The sequence below is a fragment of the Sphingobium quisquiliarum P25 genome (assembly GCF_000445065.1).
Taxonomy (GTDB): domain Bacteria; phylum Pseudomonadota; class Alphaproteobacteria; order Sphingomonadales; family Sphingomonadaceae; genus Sphingobium; species Sphingobium quisquiliarum.
In genome coordinates, this window is sequence record NZ_ATHO01000149.1 from 12,324 (window position 1) to 32,500 (window position 20,177).

Sequence of the window (20,177 nt, forward strand, 5' to 3'; positions counted from 1 at the left end):
GAACGACCGGCCAGGGGGCATCAGAGCTTGAAGCGCACACCGGCCCGGAACAGTCGGCCCATGGTGTCGTACAGCACCGGGTTGATGCTAATCGGGTTGGCGCCAATGCTGGGGCCATAGGGCATCTGGTAGGGATCCTTGTTCGCGATATTGTCCACCGACAGGAAGGTCTCGATCCCGTCCATCAGCTTCACGGTGATATTGGCATCGAAATACATCGCCGCTGGCATGCTGTTGTCGTTGATCGTCTGGTTGGCGGTGGTGGAGGTCGGACAACCCGACGTGCACTCGATGAAGGCCGAGTTGATATAGCCGGCGCTGAAACCCCGCGCCGTCAACGACAGGCTGAACTTGTCCATCGCATAGGTGGCCGTGCCGGTATAGCGCCACTTGGGCAGCGAGGTGCGGGCACTGACCAGCGTGCCGTTTGTGCCGACCAGATCAGTCGCCGGCGTGATGCCGTTGTCCGTCCGGCTCTTGAGAAAGCGGGTGGCGAGGAAACGCAGGCTGACATTCCCGCCCAGCATCGGCCGACGATAGCTTGCCTCGAAATCAAGACCGCGTGCATGGAAGGAGGCTATGTTGACCGGCGCATTGACGATGCCGGTCAGGATGCCCTCCGCATTGCGGCTGATCCCGGCACAATAGGCGGTCAACCCCTGATAGCATTGTTCCAAGATCGCGGACGAGCCGATTGATGCGATCTGATCCTTGATCTTGATGTCGTAATAGTCGACCGACCCGGCGAGGCCTGGGATGAAGCTGGGCTGCAAGACGACGCCCAGGCCCAGTGTGTCGGCCTTTTCGGGCTTCAGGTCTGGATTCCCTTGGCTGATCGAAACGATCGTGTAGAGCGCGCCGCCGTTGAACGGATCGGCCACCGCGCTGGTGCCCGCGCCCCCCGCCTGGAACAGTTCGGAGAGATTGGGCGCGCGGATGTCGCGCGACCGGGTGACGCGGAAGGTGATGTCGCTGACCGGCGACCAGGTCAGGCCCGCCTTCCACGTGGTGACGAAGCCCGAGGTGCTGTAGTTGGTCGCACGCACCGCGCCGTTGAAGTCGAGCTTTTCCGCGAAGGGCGCTTCGCTCGCTAGCGGGACCACCGCCTCGACAAAGCCCTCGGTCACATTGTACTTGCCCGTGGTCGCGAGATAATTGCCCACGAAATAGGAGCGGGCGGGCGACAGCGGATCGTTGCTGCCGGTCACACCCTCGCGGCGATGCTCGACGCCCAAGGCGAGCGAGACCGGGCCGGCCCAGGTGCTGAACGGCTCGCCCTGCGCGGTTGCGGCGAACACTTCCTGCGTCAGCCTGTTGCGCGCCCAGGTGGTGCCTAGGATATAGTCGCGCGCCGCCTGCGTGTTGACGCCGGTGCCAAAGATATTGAACGGCACGCAGCCATTGGTCGGATCGGTCAGCGTCGAACGACATACGATCGCGCCGGCATCGTTATAGACCGAATCCGTCGCCGCCGCGAGCCGCGGCATGATGCTGGTGCGGCCGTCGGTATAGGTGCGGGTAATTGTCTTCTGGCCATAGGCATCCCAGGTCCAGTTCGATCCTAGTGCATCGAAATCGCCGCGCAGGCCGATCACGCCACGCGTCGCCGAACGCCTTGTCGTCGCGCGGGTGCGGCCAAGGTCGTTGTAGAAGCTCCCCATCGAGAAATTGCCCGTCACCTGCGAGCGAAGGGCTTCGGGGATGAAGGCATTGTCTGGCCGGATCGTGACGTTACCAAAACCCCACTGGTAGAAGGCCAGCAGGCTGGTCGTGGCGCGATTGTAGGACGCTTCGGCATAGATCTCGACATTGTCGGTCAGGTCATAGTCGACCCTGCCGAAATAGCTCTGGCGCGTGGAGGCAGGGGAGATGTCACCCGACAGCCCGAAATCGGCATATCGCCAGTCGCCACCGATCATCAGGTTGCCACTGACGACGGAACCATAGTTGAACTGCATCGGCGTGCCGCCTTCACCGAAGTAGGTGCCGCGCAGCGGGCCGGATGTGATGATGCCGCCCGGCGTCGCGGTGGCAAAGCCGACATTGGCTGCGGCGATCAGTGCCGGCTGGCCGTTGGTCGCGGTGTAGGCGGGGTTGGAGATGATCTTCGCGCCATTATACCATTTGCGATCGCCAATCCCGTCAATGCCTTCGTTCTGCGCATATTCAGCGCTGAACTGGATATGGCCCCGGCCGCCCGCGAACGCGGTGCCGGCGGTCAGCGACAGGTTGATGTTCTTATCGTCACCATAATCGGTGACGCCGCCCTGCACTGTGCCCTTTATACCCGTGAAGTCTTTGTCGAGCACGAAGTTGACGACGCCAGACAGCGCGTCCGAGCCCCAGTTAGCCGATGCGCCGCCGGTGACGATATCGACTCGCTTCACCATCGCCTGCGGGATCGTGTTGACGTCGACCAGACCCGCGATGGTGGAAGCGGCGACGCGGCGGCCGTCGAGCAGGATCAGTGTGCGGTTGGAACCGATGGCGCGCAGGTTGAGCGCATTGATGCCGATGGTGCCGCCGCTGACTGCGCCGGTATAGGCACGGGGGCTGACGCTGCCCGACAGCGAGGGGAGCTGGTTCACATAATCTGCGATGTTGACCGGTGCCTTGGCATTGAGTTCCGCTTCGCCGATCACCGTGGTGGGCGTGGGCGCCATATAGCCGTCGCGCACGACACGGGTGCCCGTTACGATGATGTCGCCGCCGGGTTCCGAAGCCTCCTCCGTGGAGACCTGCGGCGCGGCTGCTTGCTGCGCGGCAGCCGGCATGGAAACGAGCAATGCGAGTGCCGAGCTCCCCAGCAAAGCCCAGCCGATAGTGCGATCCCTGACCATGTTCAAAATGACCCCCTTTTGTTGCCTTATAATTGCGTGTCAGTCGGTTGCGGTTCAGGTCCGGTGGGCGCGCGGCATCGCTGCGGGAAACATCCCACCGGACCATCTTTCCGTCTTGCTTCAGCCGGGCGGCTGCTCAGCCGCCGCTCATCCCATATCCGGCCGTCACATCCGTATGGGACGCCAGGGCGAATGCCTTGGTAAAGCCCGGATCGGCCTCCCCGCTGGTCACGCGCGCGGCGAGATATTCACCAATCACCGGTCCATGCTTGAAGCCATGGGCAGAACTGCCTCCCGCGATCCAGACATTGTCGTAATCGGGATGGGCATCGATGATGAACTCGCCGCCCGCCGCCGTGTCAAACTGGCAAACCTCGTCCTTGGTGATCGGCATGTCGGCCAGCGCGGGCACGCGCTTGGCGATATATTCGCGAGCGCGGCGCACCTGGTCGGGTGCGACGATACGCTCGGCATCGTCCACGTCCATGTCGCCGCCTCCGACCGGGATCACCTTCACCCCGCCGCCGAAGGGAAAGGAGGGGTAGGTGGAAAATTCGCCGTTCAACTGCGGGAAATTCGGCCACATGAAGCGCTTGTCGCCGGCCGGCGATCCGAAATAGACGACATCGCAGCGCGTCACCTTGATCTTGCTGGCGAGAAGTTGCGGGAACATCTTGGGCAGCCAGGGCCCGCAGGCGAAGACGAAGCTGTCGGCGGTCAGCGTCTCCTTTCCGCCGTCCAGCGTCACCATGTCCATCTTGCGGCCGGACGCCGTGCCCGGCATTGCCCGGCCAAGAACGATCTTGCCGCCCTTCTTCTGGAACTCGTCGGCAATGCGTAGGATGGCGGCATGCGCGGCGATCATCGCGGACGCTTCATTTTCGACGAAGGCGCCGACCAGCCCCTCCGGATTGATCTGCGGGTAGCGGTGCGCGATTTCCTGCGCATCGATAATCTCATATTTTAGGCCATATTTGTCGAACAGTGCCTTCTGCGCCTCGATCCGCGGCGTCCAGGCCTTCTGCATGGCGAAGCGGATGCCGGGATAAAGCAGCTTCTGCCCCCACTCCTGCTCGCGCGCGCGCCACAGCTTGATTGCGCGGATGGTCGAACGAGTGAAATGGTCGCTCGCACCGTAGGCGTGACGGATCTGCCGCGTCTCGCCCGAGGAGGTCGCGCGCGGATTGCCGGGGCCATATGCGTCGACCAGCGTCACCTTGTAACCCTGCTCCAGCAGCGTCAACGCGGTCCAGGCGCCGAACGCCCCGGCGCCGATTACGACGACATGCGCGCTGTTCCTGCTGATGGCGGGCGCGGCGGCGACCTTTGTCGCGGAAGCAGCGGCAGCGACCCCAAGTCCCTTGAGAAAGGAACGGCGCGACCCGTTGGCGGAGTTGGCCCGATGTTCGATCATATTCTTGTCTTCAGCCCCATAAACTCGACATCAAGATAGTGACGAGGAGGTGCAGGCGCGCGCCATCATGCGCCGTAATATTCGGCTCATCCAGCTTTCTTCTTGTCGATTGCCCTCCGAAACTTCAGATGCGAGGGCCGATCGTTTTCCCCCAGCTCCATGTGAAAAAATTTTTACATGCGGATCACAGGGAGAGTTCGAGACGCATGTACCAGAAGCCACCGTTGAACCCGAAGGGGGACTCGTCGACATAGCGGGTGCCCCCGATCGTCGTGCCGGTGAAGCCATACCAGTTCTGGTTGGGCAACCCCATCGATCGCTGGTTGAGGTCGGGATAGTTGTCGAAGATATTTTCGCCCCCCATGGCCAGCCGAACTTTAGGGGTCAACCTCACGCTCGTCTCCAGGTCGAAGGTCCACTCCGCCCTCAGCCGCAGATTGCCGCCATCTGTCGGCAGGGCATGGCTGGTGAAGCTGTGATAGTAGCTTGCCCGGGCGTTGACCGCGACGCCGCGCAGCGTCCAGGCCGCGCTAAGCGTGCCCCGCCAGCGCGGCACGATATCCTCTATATTGCCCGCGCGCACATCGTCGATAACAGCCGCGTCGCGTGCCGTTATCCGCGTGCGGTTGTGATTGAGCAGCAAACTGGTAACCAGCCGCCCGGCCGGCCCGTCGCCGGTGCGATGGCTGATGCTGACGTCCAGCCCCTGCGTGCGCGTCGCGAAGGCGTTGGTGAAATAGCGAACTCGCGCCAGCCTGGCATAGCTGGTGACGCCCATCTGCCGGAGCGCCTCGCGCTGGGCGTCGGTGCTGACGATGAAATTGCCCGACAGGCCGATCCGGTCGCGCAGGTCGATGCGATAGAGATCGACGCTGGCGGTCAGCCGAGGATGCGGCGTCAGCACAAGGCCCGCGACATAGTTGGTCGACCGCTCCGGCCGCAGCACTGTTGCCCCAAAAAAGCGCGCGGCGGGATTATCGGGGGGCAGGGTCGCGACCTCCCGCAGCACATTGTCGACATTGGTCAGTGACACGCTGGTGGTATAGAGCTGCCCGGGCGTGGGCGCCCGAAAGCCGGTGCTCGCCGCGCCGCGCAGCGCCATCCAGTCAGTCAGCGCATAGCGCGCCTTGACCTTCCAGTTGGTCGTACCGCCAAAATCGCTGAATTGCTCATGGCGCAACGCTCCGCCCAGGGTCAGGCCCGACATCGGGTCGGCTTCCACATCGGCATAAAGCGCCCAGCTCGACCGGCCCCGATCGATCGCGGCGGACGGGGAAAAGCCCGGCAGGCCATTGGCTCCGATCGCCAGGCCCGGATTGACGAAGCTGCTGCCGTCCGGCCACTCGACCGTCTGCGCTATACCCCAGGGTCCCACGTCCCAGGACAGGCGTTCGCCCGCTGTGATCGCATAGGCCTCGTGCCGGCGCTCTGCCCCGAAGGCGATCGATACTGGGCTGGCGAGGCCCATGTCCCAATCATAGCGCAGGTCGGCGTTGAGGTTCGCCTCCCGCTGTTCCAGCGTGCCGATATAGAAGCTGGTCGGCGATGCGGGGCCGAGCGACGGATTGAGCGTGTTGGCGATATGGTAGCGCAACCGGTTGACACCGCGCGACAGCGACAGGTCGTAACGCAGATCGTTCGCCAGCGCTCCGCGATAGCCCGCCGTCACCGACAGGTCGGTGATGGTCGCCTCGAACTGCGGCAGAAAACCTGCTGGGTAGAGGCTGGTGAAGGAGAAGCTGCGGCCGGTCGCATCATAATGGCCATTAGGCAACTGATCGAGCCAGATCGTCGGATAGATGCCGGTCGCGCTCGCATAGAGCCGCGTTCCCGTGCCGAGTGCGTCCGGCCCGGTCACGTCCAGCCCCTGCCGCCAGTTGGAATTACGCCGCTGCTTCGACCGGCCGGCATTGCCGAACAGATAAGCCTCGCCAGGACCGAGCGGCATGGCAGCGTTCAGAAACAGCTTGCCCGCGCGCGCCCTGGGATTGCCGTTGATCTGCACCGGATCGCCGACCAGGTCGGCATATTGCGGATATTGCTTGCGGATCAGCCAGGCGCCAGGCCGCTGCCCGTTGCGCACGGTGACGCCGTTGTCGTTGAACTCCCCCGCAATGCTGACAAAGCCTGCACCCAACGCCGCCCCATAATAGCCAGACAGCTGATAGTTCCGCCCATCCCCGGCATAATATTGGCCATAGCGCATCCGCATGTCGAACCGGCCGACATCTTCGCGCAGGGTGAAGTCGATGACGCCGGCGATTGCGTCGGACCCATAGATTGCGGCCGCGCCGTCATGCAATATCTCGACCCTGTCAATTGCCATTGCCGGTATCTGCGCCAGGTCGGCAGCCTGCGACCCCGCCGCCAGCGGGCCGCCGGCCAGTTGCACCAGCGCGGAACGATGGCGACGTTTGCCGTTGACGAGGACGAGGACCTCGTCCGGCGGCAGGCCACGTAGAGTCGGCGGCGGCACAAAGCTCGACCCGTCGGAGATGGTCGGCCGCGTCATGTTGAACGAGGGGACAAGGGCGCGCAGGATGCTGCCCATATCGGTCACGCCCTGACGCTCCAGCGCCTCGCGCCCGATCAGCGTGACGGGCGTCGCTAGATCCGTGATGGTGCGGTCGGTTCTCCGCGTGCCGGTGACCACGATAGGCACGGACTCGGCGTCCGGCGGCGCCCGCTGAGGCAAGGCCGTCCGGCGGCGATCCCGCGCGGAAGTCGGCTTCGGCACCGGCGCCACCGGGCATTCCCGCAGAATGATGCTTGCCGCCTTGACCCGAGCGACACATAGCGGCGTCCCGCGCAGCAGCATGGCGAGCGCCGCTTGCACCTCATAATTGCCGACGATACCGGGCGTGCGCACCCCGCGCAGACGATCGGCCGGAGCGATGATCTGGGTGCCGCTCTGCTGCGCGAACGCGGACAAGGTTTGCACAGCCGGACCGGGCGCCAGATCGAAGCGCTTCTCCCGGGCATGCGCCTGGGTGGCGAGCATCAGGATAGAGCCGCCCAGCGCCCAGCCATATCTACCGCCAGCGCCCCTGATCACGACGCTCCAACCCTTTAGTTTCTTGCCCGTCCGCGCCCTGTAGCCACGCCCTCCACCCGGGTTATATTGTCGACCATCCCATTAACGGAATTGCCGCTGAACCAGACGACGCGTCAGCGCCTCCCTTCCCCCATAAACGTTTTTGCGATTTTCATTTTTCTGTCACTTTACACAACTCACGCAGGCGAAATGCGGTCGAATCCGCTTGCCAATGCCTTGCGAATTGCATTTCCTGCATGGCCATGGGTGGCATCGGGAAAGAGCGGGCGCTTTGGCTGGCACGGCAGATCATGCCGCATGAGCCGGCCCTCCGGGCATGGCTGCGGCGTCGCTCCACGCCCTTCTCCGATGCGGACGATATCATCCAAGAGGCCTACGCGCGTCTCGCCACGCTCGACAGCGTCGATCACATATTGGAGCCGCGCGCCTATCTGTTCCGTACCGCCAACTCGATCATCGCACAGGAAATCCGACGCGCGCGGATTGTGTCGATAGAATCCATGGCGGACCTCAGCCAGCTTGTAGTGGAGGCCAACACGCCTTCGCCCGAGCATCTCGCTGCCGCACGGGAGGAACTCAACCGCGTCGCCGAAGTGATCGACGCGCTGCCTGCCAAATGCCGGACCGCCTTCGTACTGCGCAAGGTGCACGGCCTGCCCCAGCGCGAGATCGCGCAGCGTATGGGTGTGTCGGAAGGGACGGTCGAAAAGCATATCAGCCGTGGCATCCAGCAACTGATGGCGATATTCGCGCGTGGGGGAAACGGGAGGGTTCCCACATCTATAGAACAACATTCGACGGAACAGCAGACCCATGACAAGGCGCGAAAGCAGCGCGGACATTGATATCGCCGCTGCCGACTGGGCTGCACGACTCGATCGGTCGATGCTCACATCGGCGGAACAGGGCGACCTGAACGTCTGGCTGGCGGCCGACAGCCGCCGCCTGGGCGCTCTGGCGCGTGCCCAGGCCATGCTGGTGCCGCTGGACGCGCAGGCGCAGGATGCCGCACCCCTGCTCGCCGTCCCGCAGCCCGCCCGCTTTTCCCGCCGTGCGCTGTTGGGCAGCGGTCTTAGCACAGCAGCGATGGCGGCCGGAGGCGCCTGGCTGTTCCTACGTGCCGCGCCGGAGAGATTCACCACCCGCAAGGGCGAAGTCCGGCTAGTACCACTTGCCGACGGATCGAGCATGACGCTCAACACCGCGAGCCATGTGGAGGTGCTGTTTGACGCGCACCGCCGCCATGTACGCCTGATCGACGGGGAGGCGTTGTTTGAGGTCGCACGGGAGAGGCAGCGCCCCTTCACGGTCAAGGCCGGCGACATGCAGGCGGAGGCACTAGGTACGGTCTTCTCGGTAGCGAACATCCCGTCGCGACCGCTGACCGTGACGGTGAAGCAGGGGCGCGTCGCCATGCGCCATGCCCGATCGACCGCCACGCTGGCGCTCGCCGCCAACATGCAGGGGACCATCGACGCGCAGGGCCAGCTGGCAAGCACCGACCTCGCACCGGGCACGATCGACCGCGACATCGCCTGGCGCGAGGGCAAGATCATCTTCAGCGGCGAAACACTGCGCAGCGCGGCCGCCGAATTCGCCCGGTACAGCGATGTCCCCATCGCGTTTGCCGACGCTTTCACCGGCAACCGCACCATCAGCGGCTATTATTCCGCCACCGACGTCAGCGGCTTCGTCGAAGCGGTGTCTCTGAGCCTAGGCTTACGGGTCGCACCGAGGGACGGCGGCTATGTGTTGTCAGCACAGACCGTCATATCCTGAACAGCTGTCGGACCGCGCCGCCGATCGATCGCGAAACTACTGTGGAGCCAGTCGAGGCGGCAGCTTTTATATATCTATCCATGAGAAAACCAAGAGGAACGACGACCATGGTATTGTCATGTGTTGACGGCTTCGTTTCTACAAGTCTTGATCGTCGCGTGCTCAGCGGTATGATTTTCGTCAATCGTAATGGGCTAAGGTGGCGGGACGCGCCCAGCTAGTATGTCCGGACCAAGATGCTTTACAACCGCTGGAAGCGTTGGAGCGAGAAGGGTGTGTTAATCGCGATGATGGACAGCTGTCTGACAGAGGGGGCCGAGCGTAAGACAATCATGATCGACGCAACCTATTTCAAAGCGCACCGCGCGGCATCGAGCCTGACGGTAAAAACGGGAGACCCAAGGTTCGAACGGCACCTCATGTTGGAAAGCCGTCGTTCGCTACCGCCGTTGGGAATGGCAGAAATGTCCCACGACCGTCCGGCTGTAGGGGACCAGGTTAAGTCATTCGACGGTCACTACAGAAATGACCGATCCTGCTGAAACTGGTCATTTACGCTCATAAACCTGTCGAACTGCAACGCGCCTCTGCTGTCTACAAATCTACCTGTGCGAACGACGTATCCCATGCGAGAACATAATTGACCACTCTTATCAGCTTGCTTTGAAAAGCCCGGCCGTCCGCTTGGATATCTCTTCCCAACAGCTACCGCCTCGCGGACCGCTACCGCACTCCCGCGCTAATTCGGCGCCTTCGTTTGGCGCGTCTTTCAATTAGAGGCGCGATGTTGCTGGCGAAGGTCGTTTGGCGTCAGTCCGGTCACCCTCCGGAATGCGGCTGTAAATGCTGAAGAACTTGCAAAACCTAAGATTGCGGCGACCTGCGACACTGGCAGCATGTCGTGGATGAGCAGGAGGCGGGCTTGCTCCATCCGCAGGGACGCTATGTGAGCGGCTATCGATCGGCCGGTGCTTTGCCGGAATGCGCGCATCGCATGACCCGGGCTTATGCCGCACAGGTCCGCCAGTTCGCTGACGCTGCTGTCCCAGTTGCCCGCGTGCAGATAGTCGTCGATGCGCCGCAACTGCCAGGGCGCAAGGCCGCCCCGGCGCGGGGACCTGCGCCTGCCCATCAAATGCCGTTCGAGTTCCCCCCCGATCAGGAGGCCCAGGCCTTCGACGATGGCGCTGCTGCCGAAACCCGGATCGATGACCTCGCGCGCGAGGCGTGACAGGCTAGTCGCGATGATGTCGTTGCGGAGATTAAGACATGAGTCGAGCGCCAACCGTTCCGACAGCAAGGTCAGGCGTCTGGGCAGGCGACAGTGCAGCATGCGGCGGGCGGGCGACGCGTCGGCCTGGACATGAAAGGGCAGGCCAGCGGGTATCGCGACCACCGAGCCCAGCGGACGATCCCCGCCGTGCCAGTCGCTGATCAGGAAACGTCCGCGCGACCGATTGCCATGCGGCGAGAGCGACAGGCCCAAAGATGTGCGATCACCGCGATGCGTGCGATCGATTCGCTCGACACCGGGATGGTCGGCCACCGCCGCCCATACGTCGCCTGCCGCCATTTCGCCCAGCACGCGCCAGTGACTTTCGATCATTGAGGACCTCCAAACGCGCATATTATCGCCAAACTCGCATGATCGCCACCGCCAGCTTGCCACTCCCGCCAATCGGTGGAATTTCCAGCCCCAGCAGGAGATGTGATGATGGATTATGCAATGACCATGGCGCTATCGTCGGACCAGTCGGCGCAGGTGCGCCTGTCCCATGTCTGGCGCGACTTCTGCAATCGACTAGCCGAAGCCGGGGAGATACTGGATCGCCCCGCCGCGCCCGGCTCCGCCATCGACCAGGCTGAAGGGCTGCGTTACCTGTCGCGGCTCACCCGGACGGCGCTCAACATGCTGGTCGATTCGAGCGATCCCGACTTCCCGCGCATCTTCCTGTTGACCGACGAAACGATCAAGATCGGCGCGGACAATCCCGACAATCTCTACCAGCAGATCGTGGTGCGCGGGGACCGCGAATATCGCATTCGGGGCAAGCGCGGCACGGTGCCCTATCTGTCCATCGGCTCCAAGGCGAACCGCTATGCCATCGACGGCACCATGGCCTCGACCGGCGAGATCGAGTTTGCCAACGTGACGCTGGAGGGGGACGGCAGTTTCGAGATCATCGTCAGCAAGGAGAAGAAGCCGGGCAACTGGCTGCCCATCGGTGACGACACGACATTGCTGATCGTCCGCCAGACGTTCAACGACAAGAAGGCGGAGACGCCCGCCGAAATGCATATCGAGCGGATCAGCAAGGGACGGGACGTGTCGGCGCTCCTGACGCCCGAAGCCATCGAGGCGCAACTGAGCGGCGCGGCCGCATGGTTGCGCGGCACTGCCAACACCTTCGCCGACTGGTCGGAATGGTTCAAGACCGAACCCAACCGCATCTATGAGGGCAAGGACCAGTCGGTCTACCAGCGCGCCGGGGGCGATCCCAGAATCTGGTACGGCCATATCTACTTCGACCTCCAGCCCGGAGAGGCGCTGGTGATCACCGCAACGCCGCCCGAATGCCGCATGTGGAACTTCCAAATCGACAATTGGTGGATGGAGTCCATGGACCATGTGAACCGCAAGGTCTGGGTCAACGGCTCGCAGGCGAAATATGAGGAGGACGGCAGCGTCGTCCTGGTCTGCTCCGACACCGATCCGAGCTATGGCAACTGGATCGACCTGTCCGGCCATCGCCAGGGCACGGGCCTGTGGCGCTGGATCGGGGCGAGCAGCCACCCCGTGCCCGACTGCAAGGTCGTGACGCTGTGACGATCGAGCTTGGGGCGCCGCCGGACGTTGTCTGGACGGAGTTCTGCGCCGAACTGGCGCAAGCCCGCGCCGTCCTCATACGCCCAGACGCTCCGCGCGACGCGCTCAGCCAGGCCGAAGCCGTCCGATACCTGTCCCGCCTGACGCGCGTGGCGCTGGAGGCGATCGTCGAATCGTCCGATCCCGACTTTCCCCGCTTGTTCCAGATGTCGAATGACATCATCAAGATTGGTGGTGACAATCCCGACACCTGCTATTGGAACGCCGCGATCGCCGGGGACCGCACCTATCGCATCCGTGGTACGCGCGGCAGCGTCCCCTATCTGAGTTTCGGGACCAAGGCGAACCGCTTCGCCACGGATGGCGGCATGGTGTCGACCGGCGAGTTGGACGACGCACGGATGCACTTCGAACCCGATGGCTCCTTCGACATCATCGTCAGCCGGGATAGGCAGGGCGGAAACTGGCTGCCGTCCACGCATGACACCTCGTTCCTGCTGGTGCGCCAGACCTTTTACGACAAGGCGCGGGAAACCCCTGCGTCGATCAGCATCGAATGCCTGGACCGGCCCGCCCGTCCGGCGCCGCTGCAACCCGGCACGATCCGGGAGCAGCTTCGCCGCGCGGCCGCCTTCGTCCGCGTCACCGCGCAAAGCTTCGCGGGCTGGACGGAGATGTTCATGGCGCGCCCCAACGAACTGTTGCCGTGGGATCAGGGCATCTTCCAGAAGGTCGGCGGCGATCCGAACATCCATTATCTCCACGCCTATTGGGAACTCGCCGCGGACGAAGCCTGGATCATCGAAACGCCCGTCCCCAACTGCCGGTTCTGGAACTTCGTGCTGCAGAACTGGTGGATGGAATCGGGGGACTACCGCCATATTCCCGAGGCATGGACAAACGGCACCAAGGCGCGGCTGACGCCCGACGGCAAACTGGTGATTGTCGTCGCGGCGCAAGACGCCGGAGCGGGCAACTGGATCAGCACGATGTCCCATCGCAGGGGGACGGCGCTTCTCCGCTGGATCACGGCGGAAACGCATCCGACGCCGACCTGTAGCGTCGTCAAATGCCGGGACGTCCTCCATCTGCTGCGTTAAGCGGCGGCGCATGGGAAGCTGCCCAATCGTCTACGCAAAATCTGCCTTTCATCGCCCTTTTACCGCAACTTGCGCAGCCAGTAGATTTTCTACCTCCAATTATCTATCGATCGAGTAGAGATAAGGGCCGCGAGCCGATGGAGAGTCGGCTGGACAGGATGGGGCCCATGATGATCCGAATTTCCTTTCATTCCCGGCTGGCGCTGGTCGCCTTGTCGCTTGCGCCTTTTCCCGCGCTCGCCCAGCCCGGCCCGGGCGCCACGCCGTCGGACGACCAGAGCCTGGGCGAGATCGTGGTCACCGCTGAAAAGCGCGAACAGAGCCTTCAGGCGATTCCGGCGTCGATCACGGCTTTCGGCAGGCAGCAGTTGGAGACGAAGGGCATTACCGGCATCGCCGACCTGCTGGGCGCGGTGCCCAATGTGCAACTGACCCCCTTTCCCAATGTCGCCACCAGCCAGCGGACCTTCATTCGCGGCATCGGTAATGTGAACGACCAGATCACCCAGGATCCCAGTGTCGCCGTCTATGTCGACGGCATCTATTCGGCGCGGATACAGGGGCAGGCGACCGACGTTGCAGAGCTGGAGCGGGTCGAGGTGTTGCGCGGCCCCCAGGGCTCGCTTTATGGCCGCAACGCGACGGGCGGGGCGATCAACTTCATCACCAAGGCGCCCGAGTTCGGCAAATTCTCGGCAAGTCAGCGCCTGAGCATGGGCAATTACGACCTGTTCGAGGCGCGAACCTTCGTCAACGTGCCGCTGGGCGATCATCTGGCGGCGCAACTCTCTTATTATCATTCACAGCGCGACGGCTTCGTGCAGAATCTCGGCACAGGGGCGGCGCGGTTCGGCGACCGCCGCCGCGATGCCTACCGGGCGGCCGTGCGCTGGGCCCCGGTCGATGGCCTCGACATCCGCTACGCCTATGACCGCAGCGACGTGGGCGACACCGCGCCCTATGCGCTGGTGCCCGTCGGTTTCTACCCGGTCAAGGCGAAGCGTCCTACGCAATCGTCGCCGTTCGTGCGCGATCTGCAGCGTAACGACATCACCGCGCAGGGGCATTCGCTGACCGTCAGCTATGACATCGCGGACGGCATGCAGATCAAGAGCCTGACCGGCTACCGCAAGCTCGACACGCAATATAATCAGAATAACGCGCCTGGGATCTTCGGTCCATTCCCCGCCAACCGGAACCAGTTTTTTCAAAAGCAGGACCAGTTTTCGCAGGAATTGCAGATCATCGGCGAAGCGGCGGACCAGCAGCTACAATATGTCGCCGGCCTGTTCTATTTCGAGGAATCAGCCAGGAACTACGACACGTCGCGCCAGTATAATTTCAACGCCGCCAGGCCGGGCCTGAATTATATCGAGCGTCGCGTCACGGCCAAGAACAAGGCCTACGCTGCCTACGCTCAAGCCACCTACAGTCCTGAAGCGTTCAATAGGCGCCTGCACTTGACGCTCGGCGGTCGCTATTCCTATGATAAGCGCGAGGGCAGCTTCCAGCGGACCGTTACCCCTGCCATAGGGCCGCAAGTCGTTGGCGCATACGGCGAAGGTCATCGCACATCGCGAGATTTCAGTCCAAGCGCAACGATTGCTTTCGACATCACGTCCAGCGCCAACGTGTATGCAAAGGTGGTCAGTGGTTATAAGACCGGCGGCTTTAACGTCAACGCGTCCGCCCTGGCCAAATTCATCGCCGGTTTCGGGCCGGAGGATGTCCTGTCCTACGAAGCGGGCATCAAGTCGGAATGGCTGGATCGGCGGCTGCGTTTCAATCTCGCGGCGTTCCACATGAACTACAAGGATATCCAGGTCGGAGTTCCCGACGCGACGAACCCGACGCTGGTGGACATCATCAACGCCGGCAAGGCGCGCATCGACGGCTTTGAACTGGACATTACGGCGCAGCCGGCACGCGGCCTGACCTTCACCGCCAATTATGGCTATCTCGACGCCCGCTTCACCCGGATCATCAACAGCGCCGGCGCCAACATCGCGTCCGGCTTCCCGTTCGTGCAAGCGCCCAGGCATACGCTGACGACGGCGATCGACTATAGTTTCCCGGAGACCCCGATCGGAACGCTGAGCGCCAATCTCAGCTATTCGTTCGTCGACAAGCAGTTCAGCCAGCCGGGCGACGCCCGCTACGTCATACCCGACTATGGCCTGCTGGACGCGCGGATCACGCTGGCCGATATTCCGGTCCGGGGGCTTGACGCCAAGCTGTCGGTCTGGGGCAAGAACCTGACCGACAAGGACTATTATATCACGCGCGCCAACTTCTTCGCGCCAGGCGCCCAGTTCGGCACCCCGCGCACCTATGGGCTGGACCTGATGATCGCTCTGTGATCCGGCGCGCAAAGAAGTTCGAGGAGACTGTAGATGCCTGCCAAACGCCCAAATTTCCTTCTGATCGTGGCCGATGACCTCGGCTATTCGGATCTGGGGGCATTCGGCGGGGAGATCGATACGCCCCATCTCGACGCGCTGGCGCGCGCAGGGGTGCGGCTCACCGATTTTCATTCCGCGCCCGCCTGTTCGCCGACGCGCGCGATGCTGATGACCGGGACCGATCCGCATATCGCGGGGATCGGCACGATGCTGGAGGTGGCGCACCCCGACTTCACCGGCGCGCCAGGCTATGAGGGGCATCTGAACGATCGCGTCGTGACCGTCACGGAATTGCTGCGCGACGGCGGCTATCACACGATCCTGTCGGGCAAATGGCATCTGGGGGAAACCACGACCAGCATCCCCGCGGCGCGCGGCTTCGCCCGTTCCTTCACCCTGCTGCCGGCGGGTGGCAGCCATTATGGCCATGGCGACACCAACCGCTTTTCCACGGTCGACGCCAACTATCAGGAAGACGGCGTCGCGGTGACGCAGCTGCCCGACGGCTATTATTCGTCGGACTATTTCGCGACCCGCATGATCGAATTTCTGGACGAGAGGCCCAAGGACAAGCCCTTCTTCGCCTATCTGCCCTTCACCGCGCCGCACTGGCCGTTGCAGGCGCCCGACGAGAGCATCACGAAATATCGCGGCTATTATGATGACGGGCCGGATGTCCTGCGCGAACGGCGGCTGGCCCGCCTCAAGGAACTGGGCCTGTGTCCGCCCGACGTGGCGGCGCATCCGTTCGTGGGCGGACCCGAATGGACGGCCATGACGGAAGCGGACCGGGCGTGGTCGGCTCGCTCGATGGAGGTCTATGCCGGTATGGTGGACCGGATGGACTGGAATGTCGGCCGCGTGGTCGACCATCTGCGGGCGTCGGGCGATCTTGATGACACTATCGTCCTGTTCCTGTCCGACAATGGCGCGGAAGGAGCGATTGTGGAGGCGATGCCGATCTATGGCAAGATCATCGAAGATCGCGTCCAGCAGCATTTCGATAACAGCATCGACAATCTCGGCCGTCCGAACAGCTGCATCTGGTATGGCCCCCGCTGGGCGCAGGCGGCAACCGCGCCGTCCCGGTTGCACAAGGCATTCACGACGCAGGGCGGCATCCGCGTCGTCGCCTTTGCCAGCGGCCCCGGCGTCACCCGCAACGAGGGCATCGGCGGCGCCTTCAGCACCGCGATGGATATTCCGGCGACGCTGCTCGACTGGGCCGGGATCGCGCATCCCGGCAACAGCTACGAAGGACGGAAGGTCAGCCCGCTGCGCGGGCGGTCGATGGCGCCCTATCTGTCCGGCACTGCGCCCACCGTGCACCCGGCCGGCGCGGAGACGGGATGGGAACTGTTCGGCCGCCGCGCCATCCGCCGCGACAACTGGAAAGCCATATGGCTGCGCCAACCCGAGGGCGAAGGCGCGTGGGAGTTGTTCGACCTGTCCGCCGATCCGGGGGAAACCGATGACCTGGCGCAACGCGAGCCGGCGATATTGGCTGAATTGATCGCCGCATGGGACCGTTATGCCGCCGATACAGGGGTAGTCGGCGTGCCCGCGAGCATATTCGAGATGGAAGGCGAGCTTCTGGGATGACCCACACGGGCAGCGCCGACCGCATATCGGGCCGCAGGCTGGCGGCATTCTCCACGATCGGCATCGCCACCGGCGGGCTGAACGTACCCCTCCAGGCGTTCCTGCCGGCCTTCTATATCGCGGCGGGCACCATGAGCCTGCAAACGGTCGGCACCGTGTTCATGATCAGCCGCCTGTGGAGCGCGATTTCCGATCCTGCGATCGGCTGGCTGTCCGATCATAGCCGGACACGATGGGGCCGCCGCAAGCCTTGGGTGATCGGCGGCGGCCTATTGTTTTTGCTGGGCATCGGCCTGCTTTTCTATTCACCTGCCGGCGTCGGTCCGCTCTATCTTGGCATCAGCCTCCTCCTCCTGTGTCTTGGCTGGACGGCCACCGCGACGCCGCTTTACGCCTGGGGCGGAGAATTGTCCGCCGATCCCCGTGAACGAAGCCGCATCCAGGCCTATATCCAGACCGGCGCTTCATTGGGGGTTTTCCTGGTCTTGCTCATGCCGGCGTTGCTGGACGTCGCGGGCTATGGCGGCATCGCTGTCCGGGTACCGCTGATGGGCGGGCTGCTGGCGCTGGCGCTTGTCATCGGGCTCGTGCTGATCGCGTCGCTCTACAGCGAGAGCATTGCGCCCGTGGCGCAAAGCACGGCAACGTCAGCGCCGCGCTGGCGGGAATCCCTTCGCGCGCTCGGGCGCGACGCGATGCTGTGGCGGATCATACTGTCGGACTTTTTCGTGACGCTCGGCCAAGGCTGCCGGGGCGCGGTCTTCCTGTTCTTCGTGACCTATTATCTGGGGCTCGGCACGGCGAGCATCCTGCTGCTGGTGCAATATGCCGCTGGCATCCTGGCCTCGCCGCTTTGGGCGCAGATCAGTTACCGCCTGGGCCGGATCAGGACGCTGATCGCGGCAGAGGCGGTGCAGGTCGTGATCAACCTGGCGCTGCTGCTTGTCGTCGCGCACCGTCCCTGGCTGTTTGTGCTGCTGCTGGTCGCGCAGGGCCTGACGCAAGGGTCGGGCAATCTGATGCTGCGCGCAATGATCTACGATGTCGCCGACCAGCACAGGGCGCGCAGCGGGATCGAACGTGCCGGATTATTCTCGTCGATCTTCAACATCACGACCAACGCCGCCTTTGCCTTGGCGGTTGGAATTTCCTTTGCGGTGATCGGATGGTTCGGTTTCAGCCCCGGGCAGGCCAACAGCCCGCAGGCGATGCAGGGATTGCGCCTCTTCTTCGCGCTGGGCCCCGCATTGGGACACCTGCTGTCGATCCTAGTCATATGGGGTATCCGCAGGGGCGCCGAAGCGTCTTGACGAATTGGACCTTCCATGCAGCCTCCATATTCTGGCACCTTGTCAGCCGTGGGCATGCTGCCCTTTTGTGTCAGTATGGGCTTAGCGCTGGCGAATGAATCAGTCATCGAAGCGGCAATGAGGGCGTTAATCGAGGCCATCTCACGGTCCAAATGACCGGTTTCGGTTAAAAAAAAAGCGGACATTCGAAATCGAACAATCAAATGGCCGCTTTGCCCCAGCGCCCAGTGAAGTGGCCCCTCGTCCGAGGCGAGGAGCCAACAATTCAAATCTCGGTATTCTCGACAGGGCAAGCGCGTCTTCCAGGTCGATCCCGAGATAGCGCACGGTGTTCTCGATCTTGCTATGACCAAGAAGGATCTGGAGCGAGAAAATGCACAGCTGAAGAAGCTGGTGCCCGATCTCGCGCTGGACAAGGCGATCCTGTAGGAGGCCTCGAAGCTAACTTTTTGAGCCCCTCCCGTCGCCGCGAGGCGATCGAGCAGGTCCGTCCGGTGTCTGAGCGGCGGACCTGCCGTGTTCTGGTTCAGCATCGTTCGACGCAGCGACAATCGTCCGAATGACAGCGATGAGCAGCACCTGACGGCCGACATCATTACGCTGGCCAAGGATTATGGGCGGTACGGCTATCGCCGTATCCATGCGCTGCTGGCCCGTGCGGGCTGGCAGGTCAGCCTGTTGGTGGTCGAGCACATCTGGCGGCGGGAGGGTCTCAAAGTGCCGAAGCGGCAACCAGGACGCCGTCGGCTGTGGCTGGGCGACGGGTCGTGCATCCGGCTGCGTCCACAGCATCACGGGCATGTCTGGTCCTGCGACTTCGTCGAGGATCAGACGCACTATGGCCGCAAGTTCCGGATGCTCAACATCATCGACGAGTTCAGCCGGAAAACGCAGTTCAGCGCAGCTAATGCCTGGCGATGGTGCCGCTGCGACGGTTCCGCTCGAACGACGTGCTCGTCGGCCTGCTCATCGAGCATGGGCCGCCCAGCATATCAGGTCCGACACGATCCCGAGTTCGTCGTCCATGCGATGCGCGAGTGGCTGGGCCGGCTCGGCGTCACCATCCTCTACATCGAGCCCCGCAGCCCGTGGGAGAACAGCTATAGCCTTGAGGAGGTGCGGGTCGTCACGGGCTGGTCGCGCGATCACTACAACCGCGCTCACCCGCATAGTAGCTTGGGATAACCACATCAGCAAGGGAACCTGTAGCAACAGCCGCACGGCTCGCGGACGCTGGGCTGGAGCGGGTCGAGTTGTTGGACGAGGATACCTACAGCCAGTCCCACCGCTTTTATAGCTACCGCCGCTCCTGCCATCGCGGGGAAAGCAGCTACGGCCGCCAGATTTCGATGATCGCGGTGGGATGAGTGCCGTGAATGAACCTCGTCCCCAGCAGCTTCGAACGTTGATTGCCGTTGCCTATACTCGCAACGCGGAGTGATCCGCCTCCCCGTCAATTACGAAGCGGTGTATCGCATGCCATCGCCGAGATGGAGCAGCATTGGGCAACGTGAGACGCCAGCGCCTCGCGCAAAGCAATCCGCAGGCTGATCGAGACGATGGTCGTCCATCGGGGCACGGCCGAGGCGGCAGCCATCGTCCGCTGGAACTGCACGGCGATCTGTTCAGGATGATTGAGCTTGCTGAGACTGCTGCTGCTGGCGGAAGCGGCAGGGGCCCGAACGCACGAAAGCCTCAGCGCATGGGCGCTGGGGCTTTCGTGTGACCTTGTTTTGGTTGCGGGAGTAGGATTTGAACCTACGACCTTCAGGTTATGAGCCTGACGAGCTACCGGGCTGCTCCATCCCGCGACACTTTTGTTTTCCTCAAGCGCCTGCGGCTGCATCG

At 63.2% G+C, this 20,177-nt stretch carries 11 protein-coding genes, 1 tRNA gene and 3 pseudogenes; 10 read left to right on the plus strand and 5 right to left on the minus strand.

Features of this window, described 5'->3' with window-relative positions; genetic code table 11:
* Nucleotides 1-20 precede the first annotated feature (20 nt).
* The 3 genes from L288_RS38420 to L288_RS38430 all read right to left on the minus strand — a co-directional run bounded on the left by L288_RS38420 (nucleotide 21) and on the right by L288_RS38430 (nucleotide 7,309).
* Nucleotides 21-2,774, minus strand: coding sequence for a TonB-dependent receptor domain-containing protein (locus L288_RS38420; RefSeq protein ID WP_051209741.1), 2,754 nt, complete (start codon nucleotides 2,772-2,774; stop codon nucleotides 21-23).
* A gap of 202 nt (nucleotides 2,775-2,976) precedes the next feature.
* Nucleotides 2,977-4,254 carry an NAD(P)/FAD-dependent oxidoreductase gene (locus L288_RS38425; RefSeq protein ID WP_021239475.1) on the minus strand — a complete coding sequence of 426 codons (1,278 nt, stop codon included), beginning with the start codon at nucleotides 4,252-4,254 and terminating at the stop codon, nucleotides 2,977-2,979.
* A gap of 184 nt (nucleotides 4,255-4,438) precedes the next feature.
* Nucleotides 4,439-7,309, minus strand: a complete 2,871-nt coding sequence (locus L288_RS38430) for a TonB-dependent receptor domain-containing protein (protein WP_021239476.1) — start codon at nucleotides 7,307-7,309, stop codon at nucleotides 4,439-4,441.
* 290 nt (nucleotides 7,310-7,599) lie between these two features.
* On the opposite strand from L288_RS38430, the gene L288_RS38435 reads away from it, so the two are divergent.
* The 3 genes and pseudogenes from L288_RS38435 to L288_RS38445 all read left to right on the plus strand — a co-directional run.
* Nucleotides 7,600-8,154, plus strand: coding sequence for an RNA polymerase sigma factor (locus L288_RS38435; protein ID WP_201766653.1), 555 nt, complete (start codon nucleotides 7,600-7,602; stop codon nucleotides 8,152-8,154).
* Nucleotides 8,123-9,088, plus strand: coding sequence for a FecR family protein (locus L288_RS38440; protein WP_021239478.1), 966 nt, complete (start codon nucleotides 8,123-8,125; stop codon nucleotides 9,086-9,088). The genes L288_RS38435 and L288_RS38440 overlap by 32 nt, the downstream gene beginning before the upstream one ends.
* Nucleotides 9,089-9,237: 149 nt before the next feature.
* Nucleotides 9,238-9,483: pseudogene (locus L288_RS38445) on the plus strand (transposase); the annotation flags it as partial.
* Nucleotides 9,484-9,857: 374 nt separating this feature from the next.
* Here L288_RS38445 and L288_RS42125 read toward each other — a convergent pair.
* Nucleotides 9,858-10,694: a helix-turn-helix transcriptional regulator gene (locus tag L288_RS42125; RefSeq protein WP_021239480.1), complete on the minus strand. Its 837-nt coding sequence runs from the start codon at nucleotides 10,692-10,694 to the stop codon at nucleotides 9,858-9,860.
* A gap of 105 nt (nucleotides 10,695-10,799) precedes the next feature.
* Between L288_RS42125 and L288_RS38450 the strand changes: the two genes are divergently transcribed.
* From L288_RS38450 to L288_RS42660, 7 genes and pseudogenes are all read left to right on the plus strand, one after another.
* The gene (locus L288_RS38450; RefSeq protein WP_021239481.1) at nucleotides 10,800-11,915 is read left to right on the plus strand and encodes a DUF1214 domain-containing protein; all 1,116 of its coding nucleotides are present in this window, start codon (nucleotides 10,800-10,802) and stop codon (nucleotides 11,913-11,915) included.
* Nucleotides 11,912-13,015 carry a DUF1214 domain-containing protein gene (locus L288_RS38455; protein WP_021239482.1) on the plus strand — a complete coding sequence of 368 codons (1,104 nt, stop codon included), beginning with the start codon at nucleotides 11,912-11,914 and terminating at the stop codon, nucleotides 13,013-13,015. Before L288_RS38450 ends, L288_RS38455 begins: the two co-directional genes overlap by 4 nt.
* 167 nt (nucleotides 13,016-13,182) lie before the next feature.
* On the plus strand, nucleotides 13,183-15,375 hold the full coding sequence (locus L288_RS38460; protein WP_021239483.1) for a TonB-dependent receptor: 2,193 nt from the start codon (nucleotides 13,183-13,185) through the stop codon (nucleotides 15,373-15,375).
* A gap of 33 nt (nucleotides 15,376-15,408) precedes the next feature.
* Nucleotides 15,409-17,019 carry an arylsulfatase gene (locus L288_RS38465; RefSeq protein ID WP_021239484.1) on the plus strand — a complete coding sequence of 537 codons (1,611 nt, stop codon included), beginning with the start codon at nucleotides 15,409-15,411 and terminating at the stop codon, nucleotides 17,017-17,019.
* Nucleotides 17,016-18,329 carry an MFS transporter gene (locus L288_RS38470; protein ID WP_021239485.1) on the plus strand — a complete coding sequence of 438 codons (1,314 nt, stop codon included), beginning with the start codon at nucleotides 17,016-17,018 and terminating at the stop codon, nucleotides 18,327-18,329. Before L288_RS38465 ends, L288_RS38470 begins: the two co-directional genes overlap by 4 nt.
* Nucleotides 18,330-18,665: 336 nt before the next feature.
* Nucleotides 18,666-19,511, plus strand: a pseudogene (locus L288_RS38475) (DDE-type integrase/transposase/recombinase); the annotation flags it as partial.
* A 32-nt stretch (nucleotides 19,512-19,543) separates the two neighbouring features.
* Nucleotides 19,544-19,696: pseudogene (locus L288_RS42660) on the plus strand (laccase domain-containing protein); the annotation flags it as partial.
* Nucleotides 19,697-20,063: 367 nt separating this feature from the next.
* On the opposite strand, the gene L288_RS38480 reads toward L288_RS42660, so the two are convergent.
* Nucleotides 20,064-20,140, minus strand: a tRNA-Met gene (locus tag L288_RS38480).
* Between the last annotated feature and the right edge of the window lie 37 nt (nucleotides 20,141-20,177).